Here is a 21361-nt window from a genome sequence, read left to right on the forward strand (position 1 = left end):
TTAGCGAGCAGACAGCAAGTGTTCAGCTAAACCAACACGAGAGCGGCAAACGAGAACCTTTTCACACTGTAAGCCTTAACTATGAATGCCGTGTTGCACGGCTGAACTAGAGCGTTCTGCGCTGTGCAACTTCTCGCGGTACTACAGATGCATCCAGCAGCCAGCGCGGCTTTTCGAAGGCGGCAGTCCGTGGCATTGAAAAAACTCGTCGTAGGAAGCAGGATCGGACATTAGCATAGGGCCGATTTTGCTGACGAATCTTCTCTCCATTGTCCTGCAAGTGTCGGTAAAGTAAGCCATCTCTCGCCTGGATAGACGAATGAACAGCGTGCAACGTTTACGCGGTCAAATACGGCCGGCCCTGATGGTGATGTGGATGACGATGGCCTGTGCTGCCACCGTGTCGGCCGATGACCGAGTGGTGCTGACGCCGCTGGATCAACTGCCGGATGGTGTCGAGCTGCGCGGCAAGCAGGTGGGTGCCTATACCTGGATGGATCGGCAGGGCAAAAACCTGTTGGTACTGGGGGAACAAACCAGTGAACGCGACGACGATGGCGCGCAGTCGGCCTTCGTCTACGCCGCTCAGTACTTGCTCGATGGCAGCCGACCCAAGCGGGTATGGATGCTCTACGACGACGTGCAGCACTGTGAGTTTGATGCGGGTGTGCACTTCAATCCCGAGGCAACCCAAGTCACTGACCTGCTGGGGGACGGTATCACCCAGGCCACCGTCGGCTATTCCCGCACCTGTACCAGCGATGTCAGCCCCAATGAATTCAAGCTGATCATGCACGTGGGCAAGTCGCAGCGGTACCGCTTGCGGGGCATCGACCGCTATGGTGCCAGTTGGTGGGATGAAGACGCCGGGGCGCTCCAAGGCATGCCGCTGCCCAAGGATTGCAGCACCACCGGGCAACAGGCGCTGGTCAGCCAGTTCAAGGAACAGGGCACCGAGCTGCCATTGCCGGGGTGTTATGGCGATGAGGACGATTTCGCCAAGGCCCCCCAGCCGTACCTGGACTTCCTGCGTCAGCAGTGGTTCGCGCTGATGGCCAAGCAAGACACCACCTGGAGCCAGTCCCAAGAGCGCTCCGACGACCCGCCGGACGATCAGCAATAAGCCCGTGGTTTGGCGGGGGCGCAGAACCTGCGTTAGACTCCGCGCTCGCCAAACCACTAAATACATCGATTAAACAATTGGTTAGTCGCTGTATTTAATCCAAAGGCTGATCTACCTTGACTGAGTCTACCCGTAACCCGCTGACCCTTTACCTCACCCGTCTGGCCCCTTCAAGCCAACTGACCATGCGCTACGTGCTGCAAGATGCCGCCGACCGCCTGGGCTTTGAAGAGGTCAACCTGGAAGACATCCCTTGGCACTTGCTGCAACCCGAACAGGTCATGGCCCTGGTGGCCGTGCTGCGAGAGGACGGTTACGCGCCCAACACCTCGTCGTTGTATGTCAACGCGGTGCGCGGGGTGATGAACGAAGCCTGGCGGATGAGTCTGATCAGCCAGGACCACCTGTTGAAGATGCGCTCGGTCAAGGCCACCCCCGGCACGCGCTTGAGCCAGGGTCGCAACCTGCGACGCTCACTGATTCGTGAATTGATGGACGTTTGTGCGGCCGACCCGCGCCCTCAGGGTCTGCGGGACGCAGCAGTCATTGGGATTCTGTATGGTTCGGGGATGCGTAAGTCCGAGTCGGTCAACCTCGACCTGGCGCAGATCAACTTCGACGAGCGCAGCCTGCGGGTGATCGGCAAGGGCAACAAGGAGCTGATCAAGTACGCTCCGGCTTGGGCCTTTGCCAAACTGCAGGCTTGGTTGGCGTTTCGTCGCGAACAGCTTAAAGAGGGGGAGCAGGACGATGCCTTCCTGTTCAACCGCATCCGTCGGGGTAGCCACATCACCCGGGAACGTATCACCAAACACGCGATTTACTACATCGCCCGTCAGCGCGGGCAGCAAGTGGGGGTGAAGATCATGCCCCACGATTTTCGGCGCTCGTTTATTACTCGGGTGATTGAGGAGCATGACCTGTCTATCGCCCAGAAGTTGGCGCATCACACCAATATCCAGACCACCGCGAGTTATGACGTACGCGATGATAATGAGCGGCGGATGGCGGTGGATCGGTTTGATCTTTGATCTTTGATCTTGGTGGGTGAGGATGCGATGGGGGGGGGCAGATCCGTTGCTGCGGTAATGGCCACTATTGGTTCCGCTCTTACAGCGGGTCACTTTTGGAAAAGAGCCCCAAAAGTAACCAAAAGGGCTCTTGCCCCACCACTCGGCACCTCGCTCAGGCTCGGCGTGCCCTCACTCCGGCATTACTCCGTGGGCCGCCGCGACGGGCCATCCATGGCCCAACGCGGCTATCCCGGCATCCATGCCGGGATGCCCACTGCGTAATACCTGCGTTCGGCCAGCGTGGTTTAACGGGGCGCCTCAGATCAAGATCAAGATCAAGATCAAGATCAAAAGCAGATCAAGAGCACGCAGCCTCGCTGGCGCTCGACAGCTGCTACGCGAAGGTGTGAGGAGGAAACGCATACGTTTCAGATACTAGGTCGGCTACTAGGCCGCCTCGCTCTGTTTTTGATCTTAGGCGCCCCGTTAAACCACGCTGGCTGAACGTAGGCATTGCTCCGTGGGCCGCCGCAATGCCGGAGTGAGGGCATGCCGAGCCACAGCGAGGCACCGAGTGGTGGGGCAAGAGCGTTTTGCTTACTTTGCCGCTTTTGCAAAGTGAGCCGCTGTAAGAGCGGAACCAATAGCCGCCGTGACCGCAGCAACGGATATGCCCCCATCAGCCATGCTGACAAGCATCCCCCAACCGCACATAGTCCAACTCATGCCGCACACCATGACTGTCAACGTAGACCAGATGCCCCTTGACCGGCCCGCACTCTTTCGATGACTCACTGCTACCACGCACGACCTTGGCAATGTCCAGGTCCTGGGAAGAATCATCGGCGTCGCTGGCCTGGACAGTAGCGCTGGCGTTGGCTGCTGGCGCTTCTCCCTGGGCCATGGCAAGGCTGCCGAACACACTCAGCAGGGCAATGAGCAAGTAACGCATGACAACCTCCATCACCACGGCTGTGGCGGTTTGACTGTGGTTGCCATTCTATAAAGCGACCACCGAGAGGCTGAACGAGTGCATGCCAATACTGTTTATCAGCCAAAACGATAAGCACGGTTTCTTATATCCGTTTTACAGCTATATCTTACTTTTTATTACTTCCAAAGCTGATCATCTCTGCTGCAAAGTCGCCCCTTCGAGCCTGAGCCCGTTTCGGGTCAGCGCCAATAGACGATTTTTGAGACCGGTGAGATGTCTCGTAAGGGAGCAAGGCATGGGTGTTCAACAGCCCCCCAATCACGTGTTGATTGGGCAAATGTTCCAAAAGGATTATCAGTGGTTGTGCGGTTCTGTCAGCCGTACGCTGGGCTGTCATCACAGTGCCCAGGATATTGCCTCGGAAACCTTCCTGCGGGTGTTGTCGCTGCCGGACCCGACGGCCATCCGTGAGCCCCGGGCGTTGTTGACCACCATCGCCAGGCGCCTGGTGTATGAAGGCTGGCGCCGGCAGGACTTGGAGCGCGCCTACCTCGAAAGCCTGGCCCACGCACCTGTGCCGGTGCATCCTTCTCCTGAGGAACGAGCACTGGTCATTGAAGCCTTATTGGCGCTGGACCGGCTGTTGGATGGCCTGTCAGCCAAAGCCAAGGCGGCGTTTCTTTACCATCAACTGGACGGCCTGACCTACAGCCAGATTGGCGAACGCTTGCAGGTGTCGACCAGTCGGGTGCAGCAATACATGGCCGATGTGTTCAAGCGCTGTTACCAAGTGATGGCCCAGCCATGAGGCTGTCGCGCCCTGATGCTGCGGTGGTGGATGAAGCAGCACTGTGGATGGCGTTGCTACAGTCGGAACATGTGACTGATCAGGAGCGTGAGGCGTTCGAGGCCTGGTGCGGGGCCGATATCCGGCATCAACAGGTCATCGATCAAATGAGCGGTGGCTTGAGGTTGTTGCACACCAGCGCATTGCGCCGGGTGCCAAGCCAAAGCGTCTTGCACAGTGTGAATGCACCCTCGAGCCGACGGCGCTTTGTCGCTGGCAGTCTGGTGGTGGCGCTGGCGGCGGTGCTGTTGGGGCGCAGTGAGGGCTGGCGATGGTCTTCCGCTGAACTGTACACCGGCACTGGCGAGCGCAAGCCATTTACGCTGGAAGATGGCAGCCTCCTGACGCTGAACGCCCGCAGCCGCGTGACTAACCTGTTCGACGCCCACCAGCGGTTGTTGGCATTGCGTGCGGGGGAGTTGTGGGTGGATGTGGCCAAGGATGTGGGCCGGCCCTTTGTGGTGCAGACCGATCACGGCCAGATCCGTGCCCTGGGCACGCAATTTCTGGTACAGCACGGCGAAGACTCCACCCGTTTGGTGATGCTGCATTCGCGGGTGGAGGTGGTCACCCGCGAGGGTACCCGGCAGGTGGTCGAGGCTGGCCAGAGTGTGCGCTTCGATGAGCATACGATCCTTGCCATGGAACGCACCAAAGGCGATGAAAGTGCCTGGACCCGGGGACGGCTTGAAGTTCATGACCGTACCTTGGCCGAAGTGATCGACAGCCTGGGCAACTATCGCCCAGGGATCCTGCGCCTGAGTCCACAGGTGGCCGGGTTGCGCCTGAGCGGTATTTATCCGCTGGACGACACCGACCGCACCTTGTTGTTGCTGCAGCATTCCTTGCCGATCCGCGTGACGTACCACAGCCCGTACTGGGTCAGCATCGACCCGCGTTAACCGGGTTATAACCCCATAACTTCTTGGCCTATCGGCCGCCCTATAAAAAACCGTCGACCGCTGCTCATTCCCTGTAGACGCACTTAACAGGGAGGCCCTCGATGCACTCATTCAAACAACAATTACCCCGGTTGACGCTGGCTGCAGTCCTGGCGATGGGGATCTGCCCGCCACTGGTCCTGGCCCAGGAACCCGCCCAAAAAGTCTTCACCTTTGATATCGCCGGCGGCCCGTTGGACGAGGTGCTGCTGGATATTTCACGCCAGACCGGGGTGATGATTTCCTTCAGCCAACCCCTGGTGCAAGGCAAGCGCAGTGGGGCCATTCGCGGCGCGCTGGACAGTCAGCAGGCGGTGGACAAGGCGTTGCAGGGCAGTGGGCTGCAAGTGGATAACAGCGAACAGGGGCTGACAGTACGCGCGGCCCCGACCAAGAGCAACGACAGCCCGTCCGTGCAGACAAGCGCCGACTACCGCCTGGAAAAAGTCACGGTGACCGGCTCGCGCATCGCCCGCGCACAAACCGACGGTGCGACCCCGGTGAACGTGATCACCCACGAAGAAATGGAAGCCAAGGGGTATCGCAACGTCTACGACGCACTGGCCAGCCAGACCCAAAATACCGGCATGAGCCAGGGCGAAGACTACGGCAACACCTGGCAACCCGCCGCCAGCGCGCTGAACCTGCGGGGCTTGGGGCCCAACCACACGTTGGTACTGATCAATGGCCGGCGCGTGGCCGATTACCCGACGCCCTATGACGGCAAGGTCAACTTCACCAACCTGGCGAATATTCCTTCGGCGATCATCGACCGCATTGAAATCCTCAGCAGCGGTGCCTCGGCGGTCTACGGTTCGGACGCGATTGCCGGGGTGGTTAACATCATCCTCAAGAACAAGATCAGCGGCATCGACGTCAATCTCAAAGGCGGTACCACGGAGCGGGGCGGCGGTGACAATCAACGGCTGCAGCTCAGCGGTGGCGGCAGTTGGGGGGATTTTGATGGGTTGTTTGGCCTGGAGTTGACCCAGCGCGATCCGATCTGGGCCAGCGACCGTGGTTTCATGAACGGCGGCGCGACCCTGGCCGATGTGGGCTATCGCCGCGACTTGAGCAGCGGCCAGTACCGGGGACCAGGCTGCGGCGGGTATCAGGGCGTGTTCGGCAACAAGTTGGTCAACGGTGGCGGCCGCTGCCGCACCGATCAGATCTACAACGACTACTGGACGATCCAGACGCAAAAGGAAAACTACGATGGCTACACCCGCGGCACCTGGCATTTCAGCGACAGCGGCCAGGTGTTCGCCGACCTGATGTACGGCCTGGACCATATCCAGAACAACACCCGCGGCCCGACCTTTACCTCACCGGACTTCATCAACCAGAACACCGGCAAGCTGGAGCGTTGGTACCGGCGTTTCGGCGAAGAAGAAATCGGCGGGCGTAGCACCAACAACAGTAAATGGACCGACACCTCATGGACCGGCACCCTCGGCTTGTCGGACAAGATCGCCGACAGCAGTTGGAGCTACGAGTTGGCCGCCAACCGCTCGGTGTACCGCAGCGTACGTACAACCCGTTACACGCCGCAGTCGAGCATTCGCGACTTTTACCTGGGGCCGCAAGTGGGTGAGCAGGATGGTCACCCGGTGTTCGCCCCGGACCCCGCGCGCCTGGACCGCGCCTTGACCCCTGAAGAGTGGCAACAGTTTCGGACCAACCAGACCCAGACCAGTCGCTCGGTGTCGCAGAACTACACGGCGTCCCTCAATGGTGAACTGTTCGACCTGCCCGCAGGGCCTGTTGGGTTTGCCGGGGTACTGGAGTCGGGCAAACAGGAATACCGCGTAGACCCGGACGGCGGCCTCAATGACGGCGAATTCTATGGCCTTGCCCCGGCGCAAAGTTCAGGCGGCTCGCGCAAGCGTTACGCAGCGGGCGGCGAGTTCAGTATTCCGGTCACCGACACCTTGCTGGCAACCACCGCTGGGCGCTGGGACCAATACAAATTCAGCGGCCGGACCGAACAACAGACCACCTATAACCTGGGCCTGGAATGGCGCCCGGTGAACAGCCTGTTGGTGCGCGGTAGCTACGGCACCAGCTTCCGCGCGCCGGACCTCAACTACATCTACCAGTCCGACAGCAACGGTTACTACCCCTCGCAGATCGACTACTACGGTTGCAGCAAGGGCGTGGACGGCGCCTGTGACAAGGGCATCGTCAACTATACCCAGAGTGGCAGCAGCGACCTCAAGTCCGAACGTGGCAAATCCTGGACCTATGGTTTCGTGTGGTCGCCCTCGCGCAATTTTGATTTCTCCGCCGATTACTGGCGCGTACAAATCGACGACCTGCTGACCAACGTCGACGAAAACCGCCTGCTGCAAGATGAAAACGCCTGCCGCAGCGGCCAACAGGACATCAACTCGGCCAGTTGCCAGGCGACGCTTGCGCGCATTGACCGTAATCCGGGGAACGCAGCGGTGGACCCCAACAAGTTGCAGCGGGTAAAGGTCAATGCGATCAACGCGGCCAGCCAGCGGGTCAGCGGGCTGGATTTCAAGAGCAATATTCGCTGGGGCGCGGGGCGTTACGGGGCCTTCAATGCCGGTCTGGGCTATACGCTGGTGCTGTCCAACTTCTACAAGGAGTCGGACGACGCGCCGACCCAGGACTGGCGCAGTTCACGGACTGTTTTCGACTGGCGCAGCAAGGTCAACGCCAGCTTGACCTGGGACTACGAGAAGACCACTGCAACGCTGACCGGTATCCGTTATGGCAGCGTGACCAATGCGGCGGGCGATGGGCGTTTGTCGCCGTGGACGGTGTTTAACGCCAGCGCGCGTTATCAGCTCAGTGACCGGGCGAGTGTGGGGCTGACCGTGAATAACCTGTTGAACCAGATCAAGCATGACGATTCGGCGGGGTGGCCTAATTATCCGACCGGTAATTATGACCCGTATGGGCGGCAGTGGTGGCTGGATGTGAGTTATCATTTTGGGGGGTAACCCTATACCCGATGTAGGAGCTGTCGAGGCCCAGCGATGCCATCGCATAAGCTCATTACCCAACGGTCTAATCCCCACCCTATAAAAACCCCACCCCCAACGCACATCCCTGCATAACCACACCGCAGGGATGTCGCGATGACACGATTCAGACCACTTGAAGCTCCACTGGGCATGGCCTTGTTGCTGGCCATCAATGCCATGCCCGCGCTGGCCGACCACAACTCTGGCACCGAGCCCCAATTACAGCGAGTGGAAGTCACTGGCACTGCCATCCGCCGCGCCGATGCCGAGACGGCTGTCCCCGTGACCATCCTGCGCGTCGAGCAACTGCGCGAGCAGGGCGTCACCACCACCGAAGAGTTGATCAACCGTATTTCCGCCAACCAGTCCTCGGTCGGCTCCGGGCGCTCCGTGGGTTCCAGCAGCGGTGGCGCATCGTTTGCCGACCTGCGGGGGATCGGCGCGAACAAGACCCTGGTGCTGCTCAATGGCAGGCGTCTGGGCAATAACGCCGTCAGCAATTCAAACGGCTCCGGGGTGGACCTGAACACCATTCCATTCGCCGCGATTGATCGTGTAGAAGTGCTGCGTGACGGTGCCTCGGCGCTGTACGGCACCGATGCCATCGGCGGGGTGATCAACTTCATCACCAAGAAAAGTGTGACCGGCGGCCAGCTCTCCACCGGTTATGATACGCCCACCCACAGCGGCGGCGGTGACAGCCACAACTTCAGTGGCAGCTATGGTTTCGGTGACCTGGAAGACGACCGTTTCAACGTGTTTGGTGTGGTCAGCTACGACAAACAGACCCGCCTGGCCGCCAAGGACCGCGACTACACCTATAACTATCAGCCCGGCCGCGGCCTGGATTACACCTCGGGCACTGCGGCGCCGGCCAACTGGAGCCAGGGCAGCCATGCCACCAACCCGTTGGCGGGCTCGGGCTGCAATTCACCGGGCCTGTTATCGCGCAATGGCATCTGCCGCCAGAGCCTGTGGAGTTACCTGGACCTGGTGCCGGAAACCGAAAAGACCTCGGCTTTTGCCAAAGCCACCGGCAAGCTTGCTGATGATCACAACGTTAGCCTTGAGTATTTCTGGGCCCGCAACGAGAACCGCACGCAAATCGGCCCAGGCACCCTGATGGGCAATCAGGTCAACCCTGGCACGCCGTTCTACCCCGGCAATGGCATCACCCCGGGGCCCAGCGGTTTCGCCCTGGACCCGACACAACCGGTGGATGTGAACTGGCGTGAAACCGACGCCGGGGCACGCCAGCACGAAGACGACAACGTCAGCCAGCGCCTGTTGCTGAGTTTCGATGGCACCGCTGCCGGCTGGGACTACAACGTCGGCGCCTCGTATAACCAGAACAAAGTGGTGCAAACCATCCTCGACGGCTATGTGAACGACCAGTCCATCAGCCAGGGCATTGCCAACGGCGTGATCAACCCATTCGGCCCGCAGACCGAAGCGGGCAGGGCGTTGCTGGCCTCCAGCCGCGTTGACGGTGACTACGCAACGGCGGTGGGTCGAGTCAAAGCCATTGACGGACGCGTCAGCCGGGAAATCGGCGATTGGTTTGGCGCAGGCCCCTCGGCGCTGGCGCTGGGCGGTGAATACCGCAAGGAAGACTTCCACCAGGACTTCGCCCAGTTTGCCGAAACCGTGCAAAGCCTGGGCGTGGACCCGAACGGCGCGGTACACGGCGATCGCAGCGTCTCGGCGCAATACGCCGAGGTCAATGTGCCGGTGCTCGACAGCCTGGAGTTGTCCGCCGCCATACGCCATGACAAATACAGCGACTTTGGCAGCACCACCAACCCGAAATACTCGTTCCGCTTCCAGCCTTTCAAGGAACTGGTGGTGCGCGGAGCCTACAGTGAAGGCTTCCGTGCACCCTCGCTGTATGAGTTGTACAACCCGACTTACACCAGCTACACCGTGGCCAATTACAACGACCCACGTCTATGCCCCGGCGGTAACCCGGCCAATGGCGGGCTCGCTAACCGTGACTGTGCCCAGCAGTTCCGCCGGCAAAGCGGCGGCAACGGCAACCTGAGCCCGGAAACCGCGCGTAACGTGACCTTCGGCTTCGTCTATCAACCCATCGAGCGCCTGACCGCTGGGCTGGACTTCTGGTGGATCACCATCGCCAACCAGATCGCCGAGTTCCCCGAGTCATCGGTGTTCGAGGACCCGGACCAGTACTCCGCACGCCTGATTCGCAAGGCCGATGGCACTATCGACCACATCGTCACCGGCCTTGCCAACCTGGGTAAAACCAAGACCAACGGCGTCGACGTCAATTTCGACTACCGCTTCCCGAGTACCGCCGTCGGTGATTTCGGGCTCGGCCTGCAAGGCACCTACGTCAACCAATACAAATATCAGCAGGAGCTCAAGGGCGAATACATCGACAAGCTCGGTGATTTTCGTGGCGGTGAGTTCTCCACGGCGGGCGCCGTGGCGCGCTGGCGGCATAGCCTGACCGGTACCTGGAACTATGGACCGTTGGGCGCGAGCCTGACCAACCGCTACACCAGCGGTTACCACGACTCTGACCGTGACACCCACGACTCCGTCGGTTCCTACAACGTCTGGGACCTGGCCGGCACCTACACCTGGCGCAAGACCCTGGCCGTCACCCTCGGCGTGAAGAACCTGTTTGACCGCGAGCCGCCGTTCAGCAACCAGACCTACACCTTCCAGAGCGGCTATGACCCGAAATACGCCGATCCGTTTGGACGGATTCTCTATACCCGGCTCAGCTACAACTTGTGATTTTAAGAAGCAATGGATCTAAGACCTGCCCTATAAAAAACGCCGGCCCGCTGCACATATTCAATAAGTGCAGCGGATCGGCGCCTTGCATGAGGATCAACCCGATGCTCCGCCGATTGACCACCCTGGCGCTGTGTTTCTGGTTAAGCCCGGCCGTCTACGCCACGCCGCAACCGGCGCTGACGGTGTACGGCGATGCGCCCAAGTACGGGCCCGGCTTTACCCACCTGGACTACGCCAACCCGAATGCCCCCAAGGGCGGCAGCCTGAGCCGCTCCTCCCTGGAAAGTGGCCAGTACGACCACATGCTCCCGTATATCGACAAGGGCACCGGCGTGGCCGAGATTGAGGGCTGGTTGTACTCGCCACTGGCCTACCGCTCGTTTGACGAGCCATACAGCGTCTACGGCCTGGTCGCCCAACAGATGGAACTGGCACCGGATCGTAGCTGGTTACGCTTTTACCTCAACCCCGCGGCACGTTTTGACGATGGCAGCCCGATCACCGCTGAAGACGTGCGCTACACCTTCGAACTGTTGACGACCCAAGGCAGTCTGCAATACCGCTTGCAGTTCGCGGACGTGGCCGAGGTGGTGGTGGAGTCTCCAACGCAAGTGCGCTTCGTGTTCAAGAACAACGAGAGCCGAACCCTGCCGCTGGACCTGGCGACTTTGCCGGTGCTGCCGGAACACTGGTGGCGCACCCGCAACTTCGCCGACGGTGGCGGTTTTGAAGCGCCGCTGGGCAGCGGGCCGTATCGGATCAGCCAGGTGGATGCCGGGCGCAGCGTGCATTTCGAACGCGTCAAGGACTGGTGGGCCAAGGACTTGCCGGTCACGCGCGGCCTCTACAACTTTGATCGCCTGAGCGTCGAGTTTTTCGCCGACACCAGCGTCTCCCAGCAAGTGCTCAAGGCCGGTGCCTACGATTACAACCGCGAGTTCTCCGCCACGGCCTACACCATCGGTTATGACGGGCCCGCATTAAACGATGGGCGCCTGGTACGAGAACACTTGGCCCCCGGCGCGGCACGTGGATCTCAAGGCTTCGTGTTCAACCTGAAAAAACCGCTGTTCCAGGACCGTCGGGTACGCCAGGCGATTGCCTTGCTGTGGGATTTTGAATGGAGCAACCGGCAGATGATGCGCAGCATGTACCTGCGCCAACGCAGCTATTTCTCCCACAGTGAACTCTCGGCCACCCAATTGCCGGACGCCGAAGAGCTGAAAATCCTCGAACCCTGGCGCGGTAAAATCCCCGACGAAGTCTTCACCCAGGTGTTCCAGCCGCCCCATACCGATGGCAGCGGCAATATTCGCAGCCTGCAGTTGCAAGCGTTGAAGTTGTTGGAAGAGGCAGGTTGGAAACCCCGGGGCGATCAGTTGGTCAACGCCGAGGGTGAAGCGCTGCACTTCACCTTTCTCAATGGCCAGAAAGGTTTCGAGCGCTTGCTGCTGCCGTTCAAACGTAACCTGGCGCAGATCGGCATCGGCTTTGATATTCGTCAGGTGGACACCGCGCAATACGCCAACCGGGTCCGCAGCCGCGACTACGACATGATCGTCAACGCCTACCCGGTGTCCCAGGCACCGGGGCGCGAAATGTTCAACTATTTTGCCAGTGAAAGTGCCGATGACCCGGGCTCCAACAACTACATGACCTTGCGCGACCCCGCCGTGGATGCCTTACTCACCGGGCTGATCCAGGCTGACAGTCGCACGACGATGTTGCATTACGCCCATGCGCTGGATCGGGTGCTGCAGTGGAGTTATTACTGGATTCCCAACTACTACCCGCCGGGCATTTCCACGGTCTGGTGGAACCGTTTCGGCCGACCGAAGGTGGCGCCGCTGTACGACGCAGGCCTGGAAACCTGGTGGGAGATCAGCCCAACAGCCTTGACCCAGTCTCAACAGCAAACACGCACCGGAGACTATTCCCATGTGGGGTTATAGCCTGCGGCGTTTGCTGCTGATTGTGCCGACCTTGTTGTGCATCCTGCTGGTCAACTTCGTGATTGTGCAGGCCGCACCGGGTGGCCCGGTGGAGCAGGCCATCGCGCGCTTGCAGGGGATTGGTGTGAGCGGTGCGGTGGGTGGTGGGCATGTCGAGACCGTGGGCGGCGAATCCCGTGTCACGCGCGGCCTGGACCCGAAACTGCTGGCCGATATCGAGCGCCAGTACGGCTTCGATAAACCTGCGGGGGAGCGTCTGTGGCTGATGCTCAAACAGTATGCACGGCTGGATTTTGGCTCGAGTTTCTTTCGCGGTGCCAAGGTCACTGACTTGATTCTGCAAAAGCTGCCGGTGACGTTATCACTGGGCTTATGGGCCACGCTGATCACCTACCTGGTGTCGATTCCCCTGGGGATTCGCAAGGCCGTGCATAACGGCACGGCCTTCGATGTGTGGAGCAGTGCGGCGATCATCATTGGCTATGCACTGCCGGGTTTTCTGTTTGCGCTGTTGCTGATCATCACCTTTGGCGGCGGTTCGGCCCTGGACTGGTTCCCCGTGCGTGGCCTGGTCTCGGAAAACTTCGCCCAGCTGTCGCCATGGGGCAAGGTGGCGGACTACTTCTGGCACCTGGTGTTGCCGGTCAGCGCGCTGGTGATCGGCGGGTTTGCAACCCTGACCCTGCTGACCAAAAACAGCTTCCTTGGCGAAATCTCCCGACAATACGTGGTGACCGCGCGCGCCAAGGGGCTGAGCGAACAGCAGGTGTTGTACGGCCATGTGTTTCGCAACGCGATGCTGCTGGTGGTGGCTGGATTGCCCCAGGCACTGGTGACGGTATTTTTCGGCGGCTCGTTGTTGATCGAGGTGATTTTCTCCCTCGACGGCCTTGGGCGCATGAGCTACGAAGCGGCCGTTGCCCGGGACTATCCGGTGGTGTTCGGCTCGCTGTTCATCTTCACCCTGTTTGGCTTGCTGATAAAACTGCTGGGGGACCTGTGTTACACCCTGGTGGACCCGCGTATCGATTTTTCCCAGAGGGCTGTCTGATGTTGACCTTGTCTCCCTTGGGCCGTCGCCGCTGGGCGCGTTTCAAGACCCATCGCCGTGGCTGGTGGTCGTTGTGGCTATTTCTCGGCGTATTTACCCTGAGCCTCGGCGGTGAGCTGGTGGCCAATGACAAACCGTTGCTGGTGTCGTATCAAGGCCAATGGTTCTTTCCCGCCTTCAAGCGCTACGTCGAGCAGGACTTTGGCGGCGAGTTGCCGTTTCAACCGGATTACCGCAGTGCTCAGGTCAAGCAAGTGATCGAGGGGCAGGGCGGCTGGATGCTGTTCCCGCCGATTGCCTTCGGCTTCGACACCGCCAACTTTGACCTGACGCAACCGGCGCCCAGCCCGCCAAGCGGTGAGAACTGGCTGGGTACCGACGACCAGGCTCGGGACGTGCTGGCGCGGGTGATTTTCGGCACGCGTATTTCGTTGCTGTTCGCCCTCGCGTTGACGGCGCTCAGTGCCGTGATGGGTATCGCTGCGGGGGCGCTGCAAGGCTATTACGGCGGTTGGATTGACTTGCTGGGGCAGCGTTTGCTGGAGGTCTGGTCGGGGCTGCCGGTGCTGTACCTGCTGATCATCCTGTCGGGCTTCGTCGAGCCGAATTTCTGGTGGTTGCTGGGAATCATGGCGCTGTTTTCCTGGCTCAGCCTGGTGGACGTGGTGCGCGCCGAGTTCCTGCGCAGCCGTGGCCTGGAATACGTCAAGGCGGCGCGGGCGCTGGGAGTGGGCGATGCCCAGGTGATGTGGCGGCATATTCTGCCCAACGCCATGAGCGCGACCTTGACCTACCTGCCGTTCATTCTCACCGGGGCGATTGCCACCTTGTCAGCCCTGGATTTCCTGGGTTTTGGCATGCCCGCCGGCAGTGCGTCGCTGGGAGAGTTGATCAGTCAGGGAAAAAACAACCTGCAAGCGCCCTGGCTTGGGCTAACGGCGTTTTGTGTGCTGGCGCTGATTCTGTCGCTGCTGGTGTTTATCGGTGAGGCCTGCCGTGATGCTTTCGATCCGAGAACCTGAGATGACCGAGAACCTGATGGAATTGCGCAACCTGCGGGTGGCGTTCAATGGCAGTGAAGTGGTGCATGGCATCGACCTGGATATTCGCCCCGGCGAGTGCCTGGCGTTGGTGGGGGAATCCGGCTCCGGTAAGTCGGTGACGGCCCATAGCATTCTGCAGTTGCTTGAACCGTCCACCAGCCGTATCCGGGGCAGTATTCGCTATGTCGGCGAGGAACTGTTGGGAGCATCGCCCCAGCGTCTGCGGCAACTGCGGGGCAACCGCATTGCGATGATCTTCCAGGAACCGATGAACTCCCTCAACCCGCTGCACACGGTCGAGCGTCAACTGGGTGAGACCCTGGCCGTACACAAGGGACTGGCGGGCGAAGCGGCGCGGCGGCGGATCATCGAGCTGCTGGATCTGGTGGGAATTGCTCAAGGTAAAAACCGCTTGAAGGCTTACCCACACCAACTGTCCGGCGGGCAACGCCAGCGGGTGATGATCGCCATGGCGCTGGCCTGCGAGCCGCAGCTGCTGATCGCCGACGAACCCACCACCGCGCTGGATGTAACAGTGCAGCGCAAGATCCTGATGCTGCTCAAACACCTGCAACTGCGCTTGGGCATGGCGTTGCTGATCATCAGCCATGACCTGAACCTGGTTCGCAGCATCGCCCAACGGGTGGCAGTGATGCGCGGCGGGGTGATCGTTGAACAGGCGTCTTGCGAGCAATTGTTCACTGCACCGCAACATCCTTACAGCATCGAGTTGCTCAACGCCGAGCCGGGAGGCTGTGCGGTACCCGAGGGCGAGGGCGAAACGTTGCTGACGGTCAGGGACTTGAGCGTACGGTTTGCCCTCAAGGCCAATTGGTTGCGCACGTCGTATCTGCAGGCGGTAAACCGTGTCGACTTCAGTCTGCAGCGAGGCAAGACCCTGGGCATTGTCGGCGAGTCGGGCTCCGGCAAGTCCACCCTTGGCCAGGCGATCCTGCGGCTAGTGGATGCCCGGGGCAGCATCGAGTTTCAGGGGCAGGCGCTGGAACGACTGAATGGCAAGGCGTTGCGACCGCTGCGCAAGCGCATGCAGGTGGTGTTCCAGGACCCGTTCGGCAGCCTCAGCCCACGTTTGAGTGTGGAACAGATCATCGCCGAAGGCTTGCAGGTGCACAGCGATTTGAATGCGCAACAGCGTGAGCACGCGGTGATCGAGGTGCTGGGAGAGGTGGGCCTGGATCCGGCGACCCGACATCGCTACCCCCACGAGTTTTCCGGTGGGCAGCGCCAACGTATTGCCATCGCCAGGGCGCTGGTGCTCAAACCGGAACTGATCCTGCTGGATGAGCCTACCTCGGCCCTGGACCGCACCGTGCAGCGGCAGATTGTCGACTTGCTGCGCCATCTGCAGGCGCAGTACGGCCTGACGTATCTGTTTATCAGCCACGACCTGGCGGTAGTCCGGGCGCTGGCCCATGACCTGATTGTGCTCAAGGATGGCCAGGTGGTGGAGCAGGGGACTGCGAACACGGTGTTTGAGTCGCCCCAGCACCCGTATACCCAAGAGTTGCTGGCGGCTTCCTTCTAGACATCCCACCCAAACCTGTAGCCGCTGCCGAGGCACGAGGCTGCGACGGGCTTGGTGCGGCATCCCGACGCAGCGGCCCCAGAGGGCGGTCCTGCGAACCGCATCGCAGCCTCGTGCCTCGGCAGCGGCTACAGCCTTTGATCAGTGCTAGTCAAAAATAGATTGAATAATCACACCTAATGTTATTTAAATAACAAAACAACAGCGTCACGACCTGCCTGGTCGTGCTCGCAACAAGGTGGGATAGCAATGAGCAAGATCGCAGTCATCGGCAGCAATATGGTGGATCTGATCACCTACATCGACCGCATGCCCGCCCAGGGTGAAACCCTGGAAGCGCCGGGTTTTGCCCTCGGTTGTGGCGGCAAAGGCGCCAACCAGGCGGTGGCTGCGGCCAAGCTGGGGGCCGATGTGCTGATGCTAAGTAAAGTCGGCGATGACATGTTTGCCGATAACACCCTGGACAACTTCCAGCGGTTTGGCATCGATACCCGTTATGTGCAGCGGGTGCCGGGTGTCTCCAGCGGCGTGGCGCCGATCTTCGTCCAGGCCGACTCCCACAACAGCATTCTTATCGTCAAAGGCGCCAACGCCCATTTGTTGCCGGCGGATATCGACGCGGCGGCCGCGGACTTGCGCGATTGCTCGCTGATTGTGCTGCAGTTGGAAATCAACCTGGCCACGGTCTACTACGCCATCGAGTTTGGCCGACAGCACGGCATTCCCGTGTTGCTCAACCCGGCCCCCGCGTTGGCAGGCTTGAGTGCCGAACACTTGGCACAGTTGGATTTCCTGGTACCCAACGAGTCGGAACTGGCGCTGATTACCGGGCAGAACGTCGACTCGCCAGACTCGGCCCGCGCGGCGGCCCGAACCTTGGTAGCCAGCGGTATTCGCCACGTCATCGTCACCCTCGGCCAGGAAGGTGCGCTGTACGTAGGGAAGGAGGGTGAGTTCCAGGTCAATGGCCTGCGGGTTGCGGCCCGAGACACCACCGGCGCCGGGGATGCGTTCATCGGTTGCTTCATCCAGCACTGGAACCATGACGGCGATATTCGCCGGGCAATGGAACAGGCCGTGGCCTATTCCGCCTGCTCGGTCACGGCCCTCGGCACCCAGACGTCCTATCCCGATCGCGAGGCCTTTGTGCGCTTCCAGCAACAGCGGTAATACCTTCAACTCGGCCCGGAGAACAATAATGAACAAACCTGCGCTGCAACAGACACCCGATGGTTTCTACCTGAACCGCACGCCCTGGTTCGCCTTTATCCTGCTGTGCAGCATCTTTGCATTGTGGGCGGCGGCGAGCATGAACGACGTGCTGATCGCTCACTTCAAGAAGGCCTTCCTGCTCAGCGATTTCCAGACGGCCTTCGTGCAGTCGGCGTTCTACCTGGGCTACTTTTTTGTAGCTATTCCGGCGGCCATGGTGGTGCGGCGGTTCAGCTATAAAAGCACCATCCTGATCGGCTTGTTGTTGTACATGCTGGGTTGCCTGTTGTTCTTCCCGGCGGCGTCCACGGCCAAGTACAGCATGTTCCTGCTGGCACTGTTTGTGATTGCCGCCGGCCTGTCGTTCCTGGAAACCGCCTGCAATACCTATTCGACCTTGATGGGCCCACGGGAAACCGGGACCCGGCGCTTGAACATCTCCCAGACCTTTCACCCGTTTGGCGCCATGGCCGGGGTGTACGTCGGCAGCTTCGTGATGTTCAAGGACACCGACGCCACCACGGATCAGCTCAAGCAGATGAGCGTTTCGGACGCGGCGATCCAGCAACTGCAAATGATCCAGTCCACGCTGTTGCCCTACAAATGGATGATCGCGGTGCTGGTGCTGATGTTCATCCTGATTGCCTTCACCCGTTTCCCGGCCTGTAAAGGTAACCAGAAAGCCGACGGCCAGCGCAGCAGCGTGCGCCAGAGCCTGGGGCGCTTGTGGCGTAACCCGCGTTTCACCTTTGGCGTGTTGGCGCAGTTTCTCTACGTCGGCGCCCAAGTGGGCGTGTGGAGTTTTACTATTCGCCTGGCGATGCAAATGGGCGGCATGAATGAGCGCAGTGCCTCGTGGTTCCTGCTGACCACGTTCGCGGCGTACTTCGTCGGCAAAATGATTGCCAACCTGCTGATGCGCAGGCTGCACCCGGCCAAGGTCCTGGCGATTTACGGGGTGCTGTGCATCGTGTTGCTGGCCTACACCATCCTGGTGCCGAATATCTCGGCGGTGTATGCGGCGGTGGGCGTGAGTATTTTCCTCGGCCCATGCTGGCCGACCATCTATGGCCTGACCATCGACGGTTTGGGTGAAGACACCGGTGTCGGCGGTTCGCTGCTGGTGATGAGCATTGTCGGCGGCGGGGTGATTCCGATCTTCCAGGGCCTGCTGTCGGACGCCAGCGGCGGCAATATGCAACTGGCCTACAGCGTGCCGTTGCTGTGCTTTATCGTGATTGTGATGTATGCCCTCAAGTGCCTGCGCCAGTCGGACAAACTGCCGGCAGGCGCCGCGGCGGTGACCTCATGAGTACGCGCATCCCGCTGTATCAGGCGCTGTTTGGCGAGCAGGAAAAGACCTTGCTGCAATCGGCGGATTTCAAGGTCAGCGCCTGGGCTTACCCTTCCGGCGTCCTGGCCCTGAGCCTGGAAAACAGCCGGGGACGGCTGGTGGTGTTGCCGTATCAGGGGCAGATGATCTGGTCGGCCGTGTTCGATGGCTGTGATCTGACCATGACCAACCTGTTCGACCAGCCTCGGCCGAGCCCCACGGTGATCGGCACGTATGGCTGCTTCATGTTCCACAGTGGCTTGCTGCGCAACGGCTGTCCGGCGCCGACGGATGATCACGCCTTGCATGGAGAGATGCCGTGCGCCCCGATGGACACGGCCTGGCTGGAAATCGACGACGGCTGGCTGCGCCTGGGTGGCGAGTATGAATACGCCCAAGGCTTCGGTGATCGCTACCGGGCTCGCCCCAGCGTCACCTTGCGGGCCGGCTCGGCGCTGTTCGATATCGCCATGGACGTGACCAATCTGGCCGGCAAACCCATGGAGCTGATGTACATGGCCCATATGAACTACGCCTACGTCGACGGCGGGCGGTTCGTCGAACCACTAGGCATGGAGCGCCTGCGTTTGCGCAGCAGCGTGCCGGATCACGTCAAGCCGACGCCGGACTGGAGCGCCTATATGGCGCAATTGGCCGAGCATCCGCAGCAGTTGGCGCAACTGGATCAGCCCGGGCTGTATGACCCCGAGATTGTGTTTTTCTTCGACGGTGTGGGCACCGATGCCCTGGGACAGGCGCATTTTCTGCTGGATCATCCCGGCGGCGCCGCGTTCTACACGCGCTATCGACCCGAGCAGTTCGAACATGCGGCGCGCTGGGTGCTGCATAACCCGGATCAACAAGTGGCGGCGTTTGTCTTGCCGTCTACCTGTGAACCCGAGGGTTACAACGCCGAGAAGGCCAAGGGCAATGTGCGTTCCCTGGCGGCGGGGGCCAGCGCGGCATTCAGCGTGACCACCGGCTACCTGAGCGCCAAAGAGCGGCACGTACTGCTGGGTTAAACCAGTAACTGCGCGCCGCTGGTTTCGATGACGTCTTTGTAGGCTCGGGGGATTTTCTTGTCGCTGACCACGTACTGAAAGTCGCCCAGGGTGGCGAAATGGGCTGTGCGCACGGTATCGAACTTGCTGAAGTCGGCCAGCAGTACCCGTTGCTGGGCCTGACGCAGGACCTTTTGCTTGACCTGCACTTCGTTGAAGTTAAAACAGGTCACGCCGAACTCTTGGCTGACACCGGCGGCGGAAACAAAGGCCCAGGTCAGTCGCACATTGTCGAGGATGCTGCTTTCGGCAGTGCTTTCAAACACCTGGTTCTGGCGGTGAAAGGTGCCGCCACACATGACGATGTGGCAATTGGGTTTGTTGTACAGCTTGAGCAGCACGTTCAGCGAGCTGCACACCGCAGTGAACTCCAGCTCATCAGGCAGGAAGTCAATGATAAAGGGCGTGGTGGTGCCGCAGTCGAAAAACACCGTGTCACCGGGCTGGATCAGCCGGGCGGCCAGTTTGCCGATACGGCGTTTTTCCTCGACGTGACGGGTGTCCTGGTCGGCCACGCGATAATCACCGGCATCGCTGCCAACCCGAGTGATATAGCCGCCCAACAACCGCAGATGATCGCTGAAGTGGTTCAGGTCGCGGCGCAGGGTCATCTCGGAAACATCCAGCAGGGCTGCCATTTCCCGCAGGTGAATGGCGCTCTGGTCCTGCAAGGCTTGCTGGATAAGCTTGAGTCGCTCGGCTTTTTTACTGTCCACGGGCATTCCAGGGCTTGATTATTGGTGTTGTATAAGTAACATTATATGTGAATATTGTAACGTATTTGTGCGATCACCCGACACGGCGACGCATGACCATTGGCAACATACAGGCAAGGGCACGCTAAATGAAGAATCTTCAACCTGCAGCATTGGCCAGCTACATCGATCACACCTTGTTGGCGCCAGATGCCTCCCGGCAGCAGATTCGCACGTTATGTGAAGAGGCCCAGGAACATGGGTTTTATTCAGTGTGCCTGAACTCGGCGCAGGTGCCTTATGCCGCGTCTTGCCTCACCGGTGATGCGGTGGTGATTTGCGCGGTGGTCGGCTTTCCACTGGGTGCCGGCTTGAGCGATACCAAGGCCTTCGAAGCCCAACGCGCGATAGCCGCCGGGGCAGGGGAGATCGACATGGTGCTAAACATTGGCTGGCTGAAAGAGGGTTTGCTGGAGCTGGTGCGTGACGATATTGCCCAGGTGCATCAAGCGTGTGGCGTTGTGCCCTTGAAGGTCATTCTGGAAACCTGCCTGCTTACCGATGAACAGAAGATTCAGGCCTGTGACATCTGCCGGGACCTGGGGGTGGCGTTCGTCAAGACGTCTACCGGATTCAGCCGCAGCGGTGCGACGGTCGAGGATGTGGCATTGATGCGCAAAGTCGTGGGCGAGGGGGTAGGGGTCAAGGCATCGGGTGGGGTGCGGGATTATCCGACGGCGGTGGCAATGATCGAAGCCGGTGCTACACGGCTGGGTAGCAGTTCGGGGGTTGCGATTGTGGCGGGGAATGCTGCGGCGGGCAGCGGGTACTGAGGTCAGTTAAGAGCG

The 21361-nt window shown here is 60.4% G+C and carries 16 protein-coding genes; 14 read left to right on the forward strand and 2 right to left on the reverse strand.

Annotated elements, in window-relative coordinates:
- The first annotated feature begins 319 nt into the window (after window positions 1-319).
- Both J7E41_RS12340 and J7E41_RS12345 read left to right on the forward strand, forming a co-directional pair.
- On the forward strand, window positions 320-1123 hold the full coding sequence (locus J7E41_RS12340; RefSeq protein WP_214993251.1) for a M949_RS01915 family surface polysaccharide biosynthesis protein: 804 nt from the start codon (window positions 320-322) through the stop codon (window positions 1121-1123).
- Between the two features lie 116 nt (window positions 1124-1239).
- The gene (locus tag J7E41_RS12345) at window positions 1240-2154 is read left to right on the forward strand and encodes a site-specific integrase (protein ID WP_214993253.1); all 915 of its coding nucleotides are present in this window, start codon (window positions 1240-1242) and stop codon (window positions 2152-2154) included.
- Between the two features lie 661 nt (window positions 2155-2815).
- Here J7E41_RS12345 and J7E41_RS12350 read toward each other — a convergent pair.
- Window positions 2816-3088, reverse strand: a complete 273-nt coding sequence (locus J7E41_RS12350) for a DUF2790 domain-containing protein (RefSeq protein ID WP_214993255.1) — start codon at window positions 3086-3088, stop codon at window positions 2816-2818.
- A 277-nt stretch (window positions 3089-3365) separates the two neighbouring features.
- Here J7E41_RS12350 and J7E41_RS12355 point away from each other — a divergent pair, with 277 nt between their 5' ends.
- From J7E41_RS12355 to J7E41_RS12405, 11 genes are all read left to right on the forward strand, one after another.
- The gene (locus J7E41_RS12355) at window positions 3366-3878 is read left to right on the forward strand and encodes a sigma-70 family RNA polymerase sigma factor (protein ID WP_214993256.1); all 513 of its coding nucleotides are present in this window, start codon (window positions 3366-3368) and stop codon (window positions 3876-3878) included.
- Complete coding sequence (locus J7E41_RS12360; protein ID WP_214993257.1) at window positions 3875-4819, forward strand: FecR domain-containing protein; 945 nt, start codon at window positions 3875-3877, stop codon at window positions 4817-4819. The genes J7E41_RS12355 and J7E41_RS12360 overlap by 4 nt, the downstream gene beginning before the upstream one ends.
- A gap of 101 nt (window positions 4820-4920) precedes the next feature.
- Window positions 4921-7830 carry a TonB-dependent receptor gene (locus J7E41_RS12365; protein WP_214993258.1) on the forward strand — a complete coding sequence of 970 codons (2910 nt, stop codon included), beginning with the start codon at window positions 4921-4923 and terminating at the stop codon, window positions 7828-7830.
- A gap of 138 nt (window positions 7831-7968) precedes the next feature.
- A complete protein-coding gene (locus J7E41_RS12370; RefSeq protein WP_214993259.1) occupies window positions 7969-10617 on the forward strand; it encodes a TonB-dependent receptor in 2649 nt (882 codons plus the stop codon).
- 104 nt (window positions 10618-10721) lie between these two features.
- Window positions 10722-12572, forward strand: a complete 1851-nt coding sequence (locus J7E41_RS12375) for an extracellular solute-binding protein (RefSeq protein ID WP_214993260.1) — start codon at window positions 10722-10724, stop codon at window positions 12570-12572.
- The gene (locus tag J7E41_RS12380) at window positions 12559-13623 is read left to right on the forward strand and encodes a microcin C ABC transporter permease YejB (protein WP_214993261.1); all 1065 of its coding nucleotides are present in this window, start codon (window positions 12559-12561) and stop codon (window positions 13621-13623) included. Before J7E41_RS12375 ends, J7E41_RS12380 begins: the two co-directional genes overlap by 14 nt.
- Window positions 13623-14645, forward strand: a complete 1023-nt coding sequence (locus tag J7E41_RS12385) for an ABC transporter permease (RefSeq protein WP_214993262.1) — start codon at window positions 13623-13625, stop codon at window positions 14643-14645. The genes J7E41_RS12380 and J7E41_RS12385 overlap by 1 nt, the downstream gene beginning before the upstream one ends.
- A 1-nt stretch (window position 14646) precedes the next feature.
- A complete protein-coding gene (locus J7E41_RS12390) occupies window positions 14647-16212 on the forward strand; it encodes an ABC transporter ATP-binding protein (protein ID WP_214993265.1) in 1566 nt (521 codons plus the stop codon).
- A gap of 249 nt (window positions 16213-16461) precedes the next feature.
- Window positions 16462-17382: a ribokinase gene (rbsK, locus tag J7E41_RS12395; protein ID WP_214993267.1), complete on the forward strand. Its 921-nt coding sequence runs from the start codon at window positions 16462-16464 to the stop codon at window positions 17380-17382.
- A gap of 28 nt (window positions 17383-17410) precedes the next feature.
- Window positions 17411-18736 (forward strand): L-fucose:H+ symporter permease, encoded by a 1326-nt coding sequence (gene fucP / locus J7E41_RS12400; RefSeq protein ID WP_214993269.1) that lies wholly within the window; start codon window positions 17411-17413, stop codon window positions 18734-18736.
- Window positions 18733-19779 carry an aldose 1-epimerase family protein gene (locus tag J7E41_RS12405; protein WP_214993271.1) on the forward strand — a complete coding sequence of 349 codons (1047 nt, stop codon included), beginning with the start codon at window positions 18733-18735 and terminating at the stop codon, window positions 19777-19779. The genes fucP and J7E41_RS12405 overlap by 4 nt, the downstream gene beginning before the upstream one ends.
- Here J7E41_RS12405 and deoR read toward each other — a convergent pair.
- Window positions 19776-20534, reverse strand: a complete 759-nt coding sequence (gene deoR, locus J7E41_RS12410) for a DNA-binding transcriptional repressor DeoR (protein ID WP_214993272.1) — start codon at window positions 20532-20534, stop codon at window positions 19776-19778. The two genes, J7E41_RS12405 and deoR, sit on opposite strands and share 4 nt — an antisense overlap.
- Window positions 20535-20662: 128 nt before the next feature.
- On the opposite strand from deoR, the gene deoC reads away from it, so the two are divergent.
- Entirely contained in the window at window positions 20663-21346 is a 684-nt protein-coding gene (deoC, locus tag J7E41_RS12415; protein ID WP_214993273.1) for a deoxyribose-phosphate aldolase, read from the forward strand.
- The last annotated feature ends 15 nt before the right edge of the window (window positions 21347-21361 follow it).

It is taken from the genome of Pseudomonas fluorescens (assembly GCF_018614655.1).
In the GTDB taxonomy this organism is placed as follows: domain Bacteria; phylum Pseudomonadota; class Gammaproteobacteria; order Pseudomonadales; family Pseudomonadaceae; genus Aquipseudomonas; species Aquipseudomonas fluorescens_BX.

What these genes read in the sequence shown, in the direction of transcription:
- J7E41_RS12340 (WP_214993251.1), top strand. Translation starts at nt 320, where the DNA reads ATGAACAGCGTGCAACGTTTACGCGGTCAAATACGGCCGGCCCTGATG.
- J7E41_RS12350 (WP_214993255.1), bottom strand. Translation starts at nt 3,088, where the DNA reads ATGCGTTACTTGCTCATTGCCCTGCTGAGTGTGTTCGGCAGCCTTGCC.
- J7E41_RS12355 (WP_214993256.1), top strand. Translation starts at nt 3,366, where the DNA reads ATGGGTGTTCAACAGCCCCCCAATCACGTGTTGATTGGGCAAATGTTC.
- J7E41_RS12360 (WP_214993257.1), top strand. Translation starts at nt 3,875, where the DNA reads ATGAGGCTGTCGCGCCCTGATGCTGCGGTGGTGGATGAAGCAGCACTG.
- J7E41_RS12365 (WP_214993258.1), top strand. Translation starts at nt 4,921, where the DNA reads ATGCACTCATTCAAACAACAATTACCCCGGTTGACGCTGGCTGCAGTC.
- J7E41_RS12370 (WP_214993259.1), top strand. Translation starts at nt 7,969, where the DNA reads ATGACACGATTCAGACCACTTGAAGCTCCACTGGGCATGGCCTTGTTG.
- J7E41_RS12375 (WP_214993260.1), top strand. Translation starts at nt 10,722, where the DNA reads ATGCTCCGCCGATTGACCACCCTGGCGCTGTGTTTCTGGTTAAGCCCG.
- J7E41_RS12380 (WP_214993261.1), top strand. Translation starts at nt 12,559, where the DNA reads ATGTGGGGTTATAGCCTGCGGCGTTTGCTGCTGATTGTGCCGACCTTG.
- J7E41_RS12385 (WP_214993262.1), top strand. Translation starts at nt 13,623, where the DNA reads ATGTTGACCTTGTCTCCCTTGGGCCGTCGCCGCTGGGCGCGTTTCAAG.
- J7E41_RS12390 (WP_214993265.1), top strand. Translation starts at nt 14,647, where the DNA reads ATGACCGAGAACCTGATGGAATTGCGCAACCTGCGGGTGGCGTTCAAT.
- rbsK (WP_214993267.1), top strand. Translation starts at nt 16,462, where the DNA reads ATGAGCAAGATCGCAGTCATCGGCAGCAATATGGTGGATCTGATCACC.
- fucP (WP_214993269.1), top strand. Translation starts at nt 17,411, where the DNA reads ATGAACAAACCTGCGCTGCAACAGACACCCGATGGTTTCTACCTGAAC.
- J7E41_RS12405 (WP_214993271.1), top strand. Translation starts at nt 18,733, where the DNA reads ATGAGTACGCGCATCCCGCTGTATCAGGCGCTGTTTGGCGAGCAGGAA.
- deoC (WP_214993273.1), top strand. Translation starts at nt 20,663, where the DNA reads ATGAAGAATCTTCAACCTGCAGCATTGGCCAGCTACATCGATCACACC.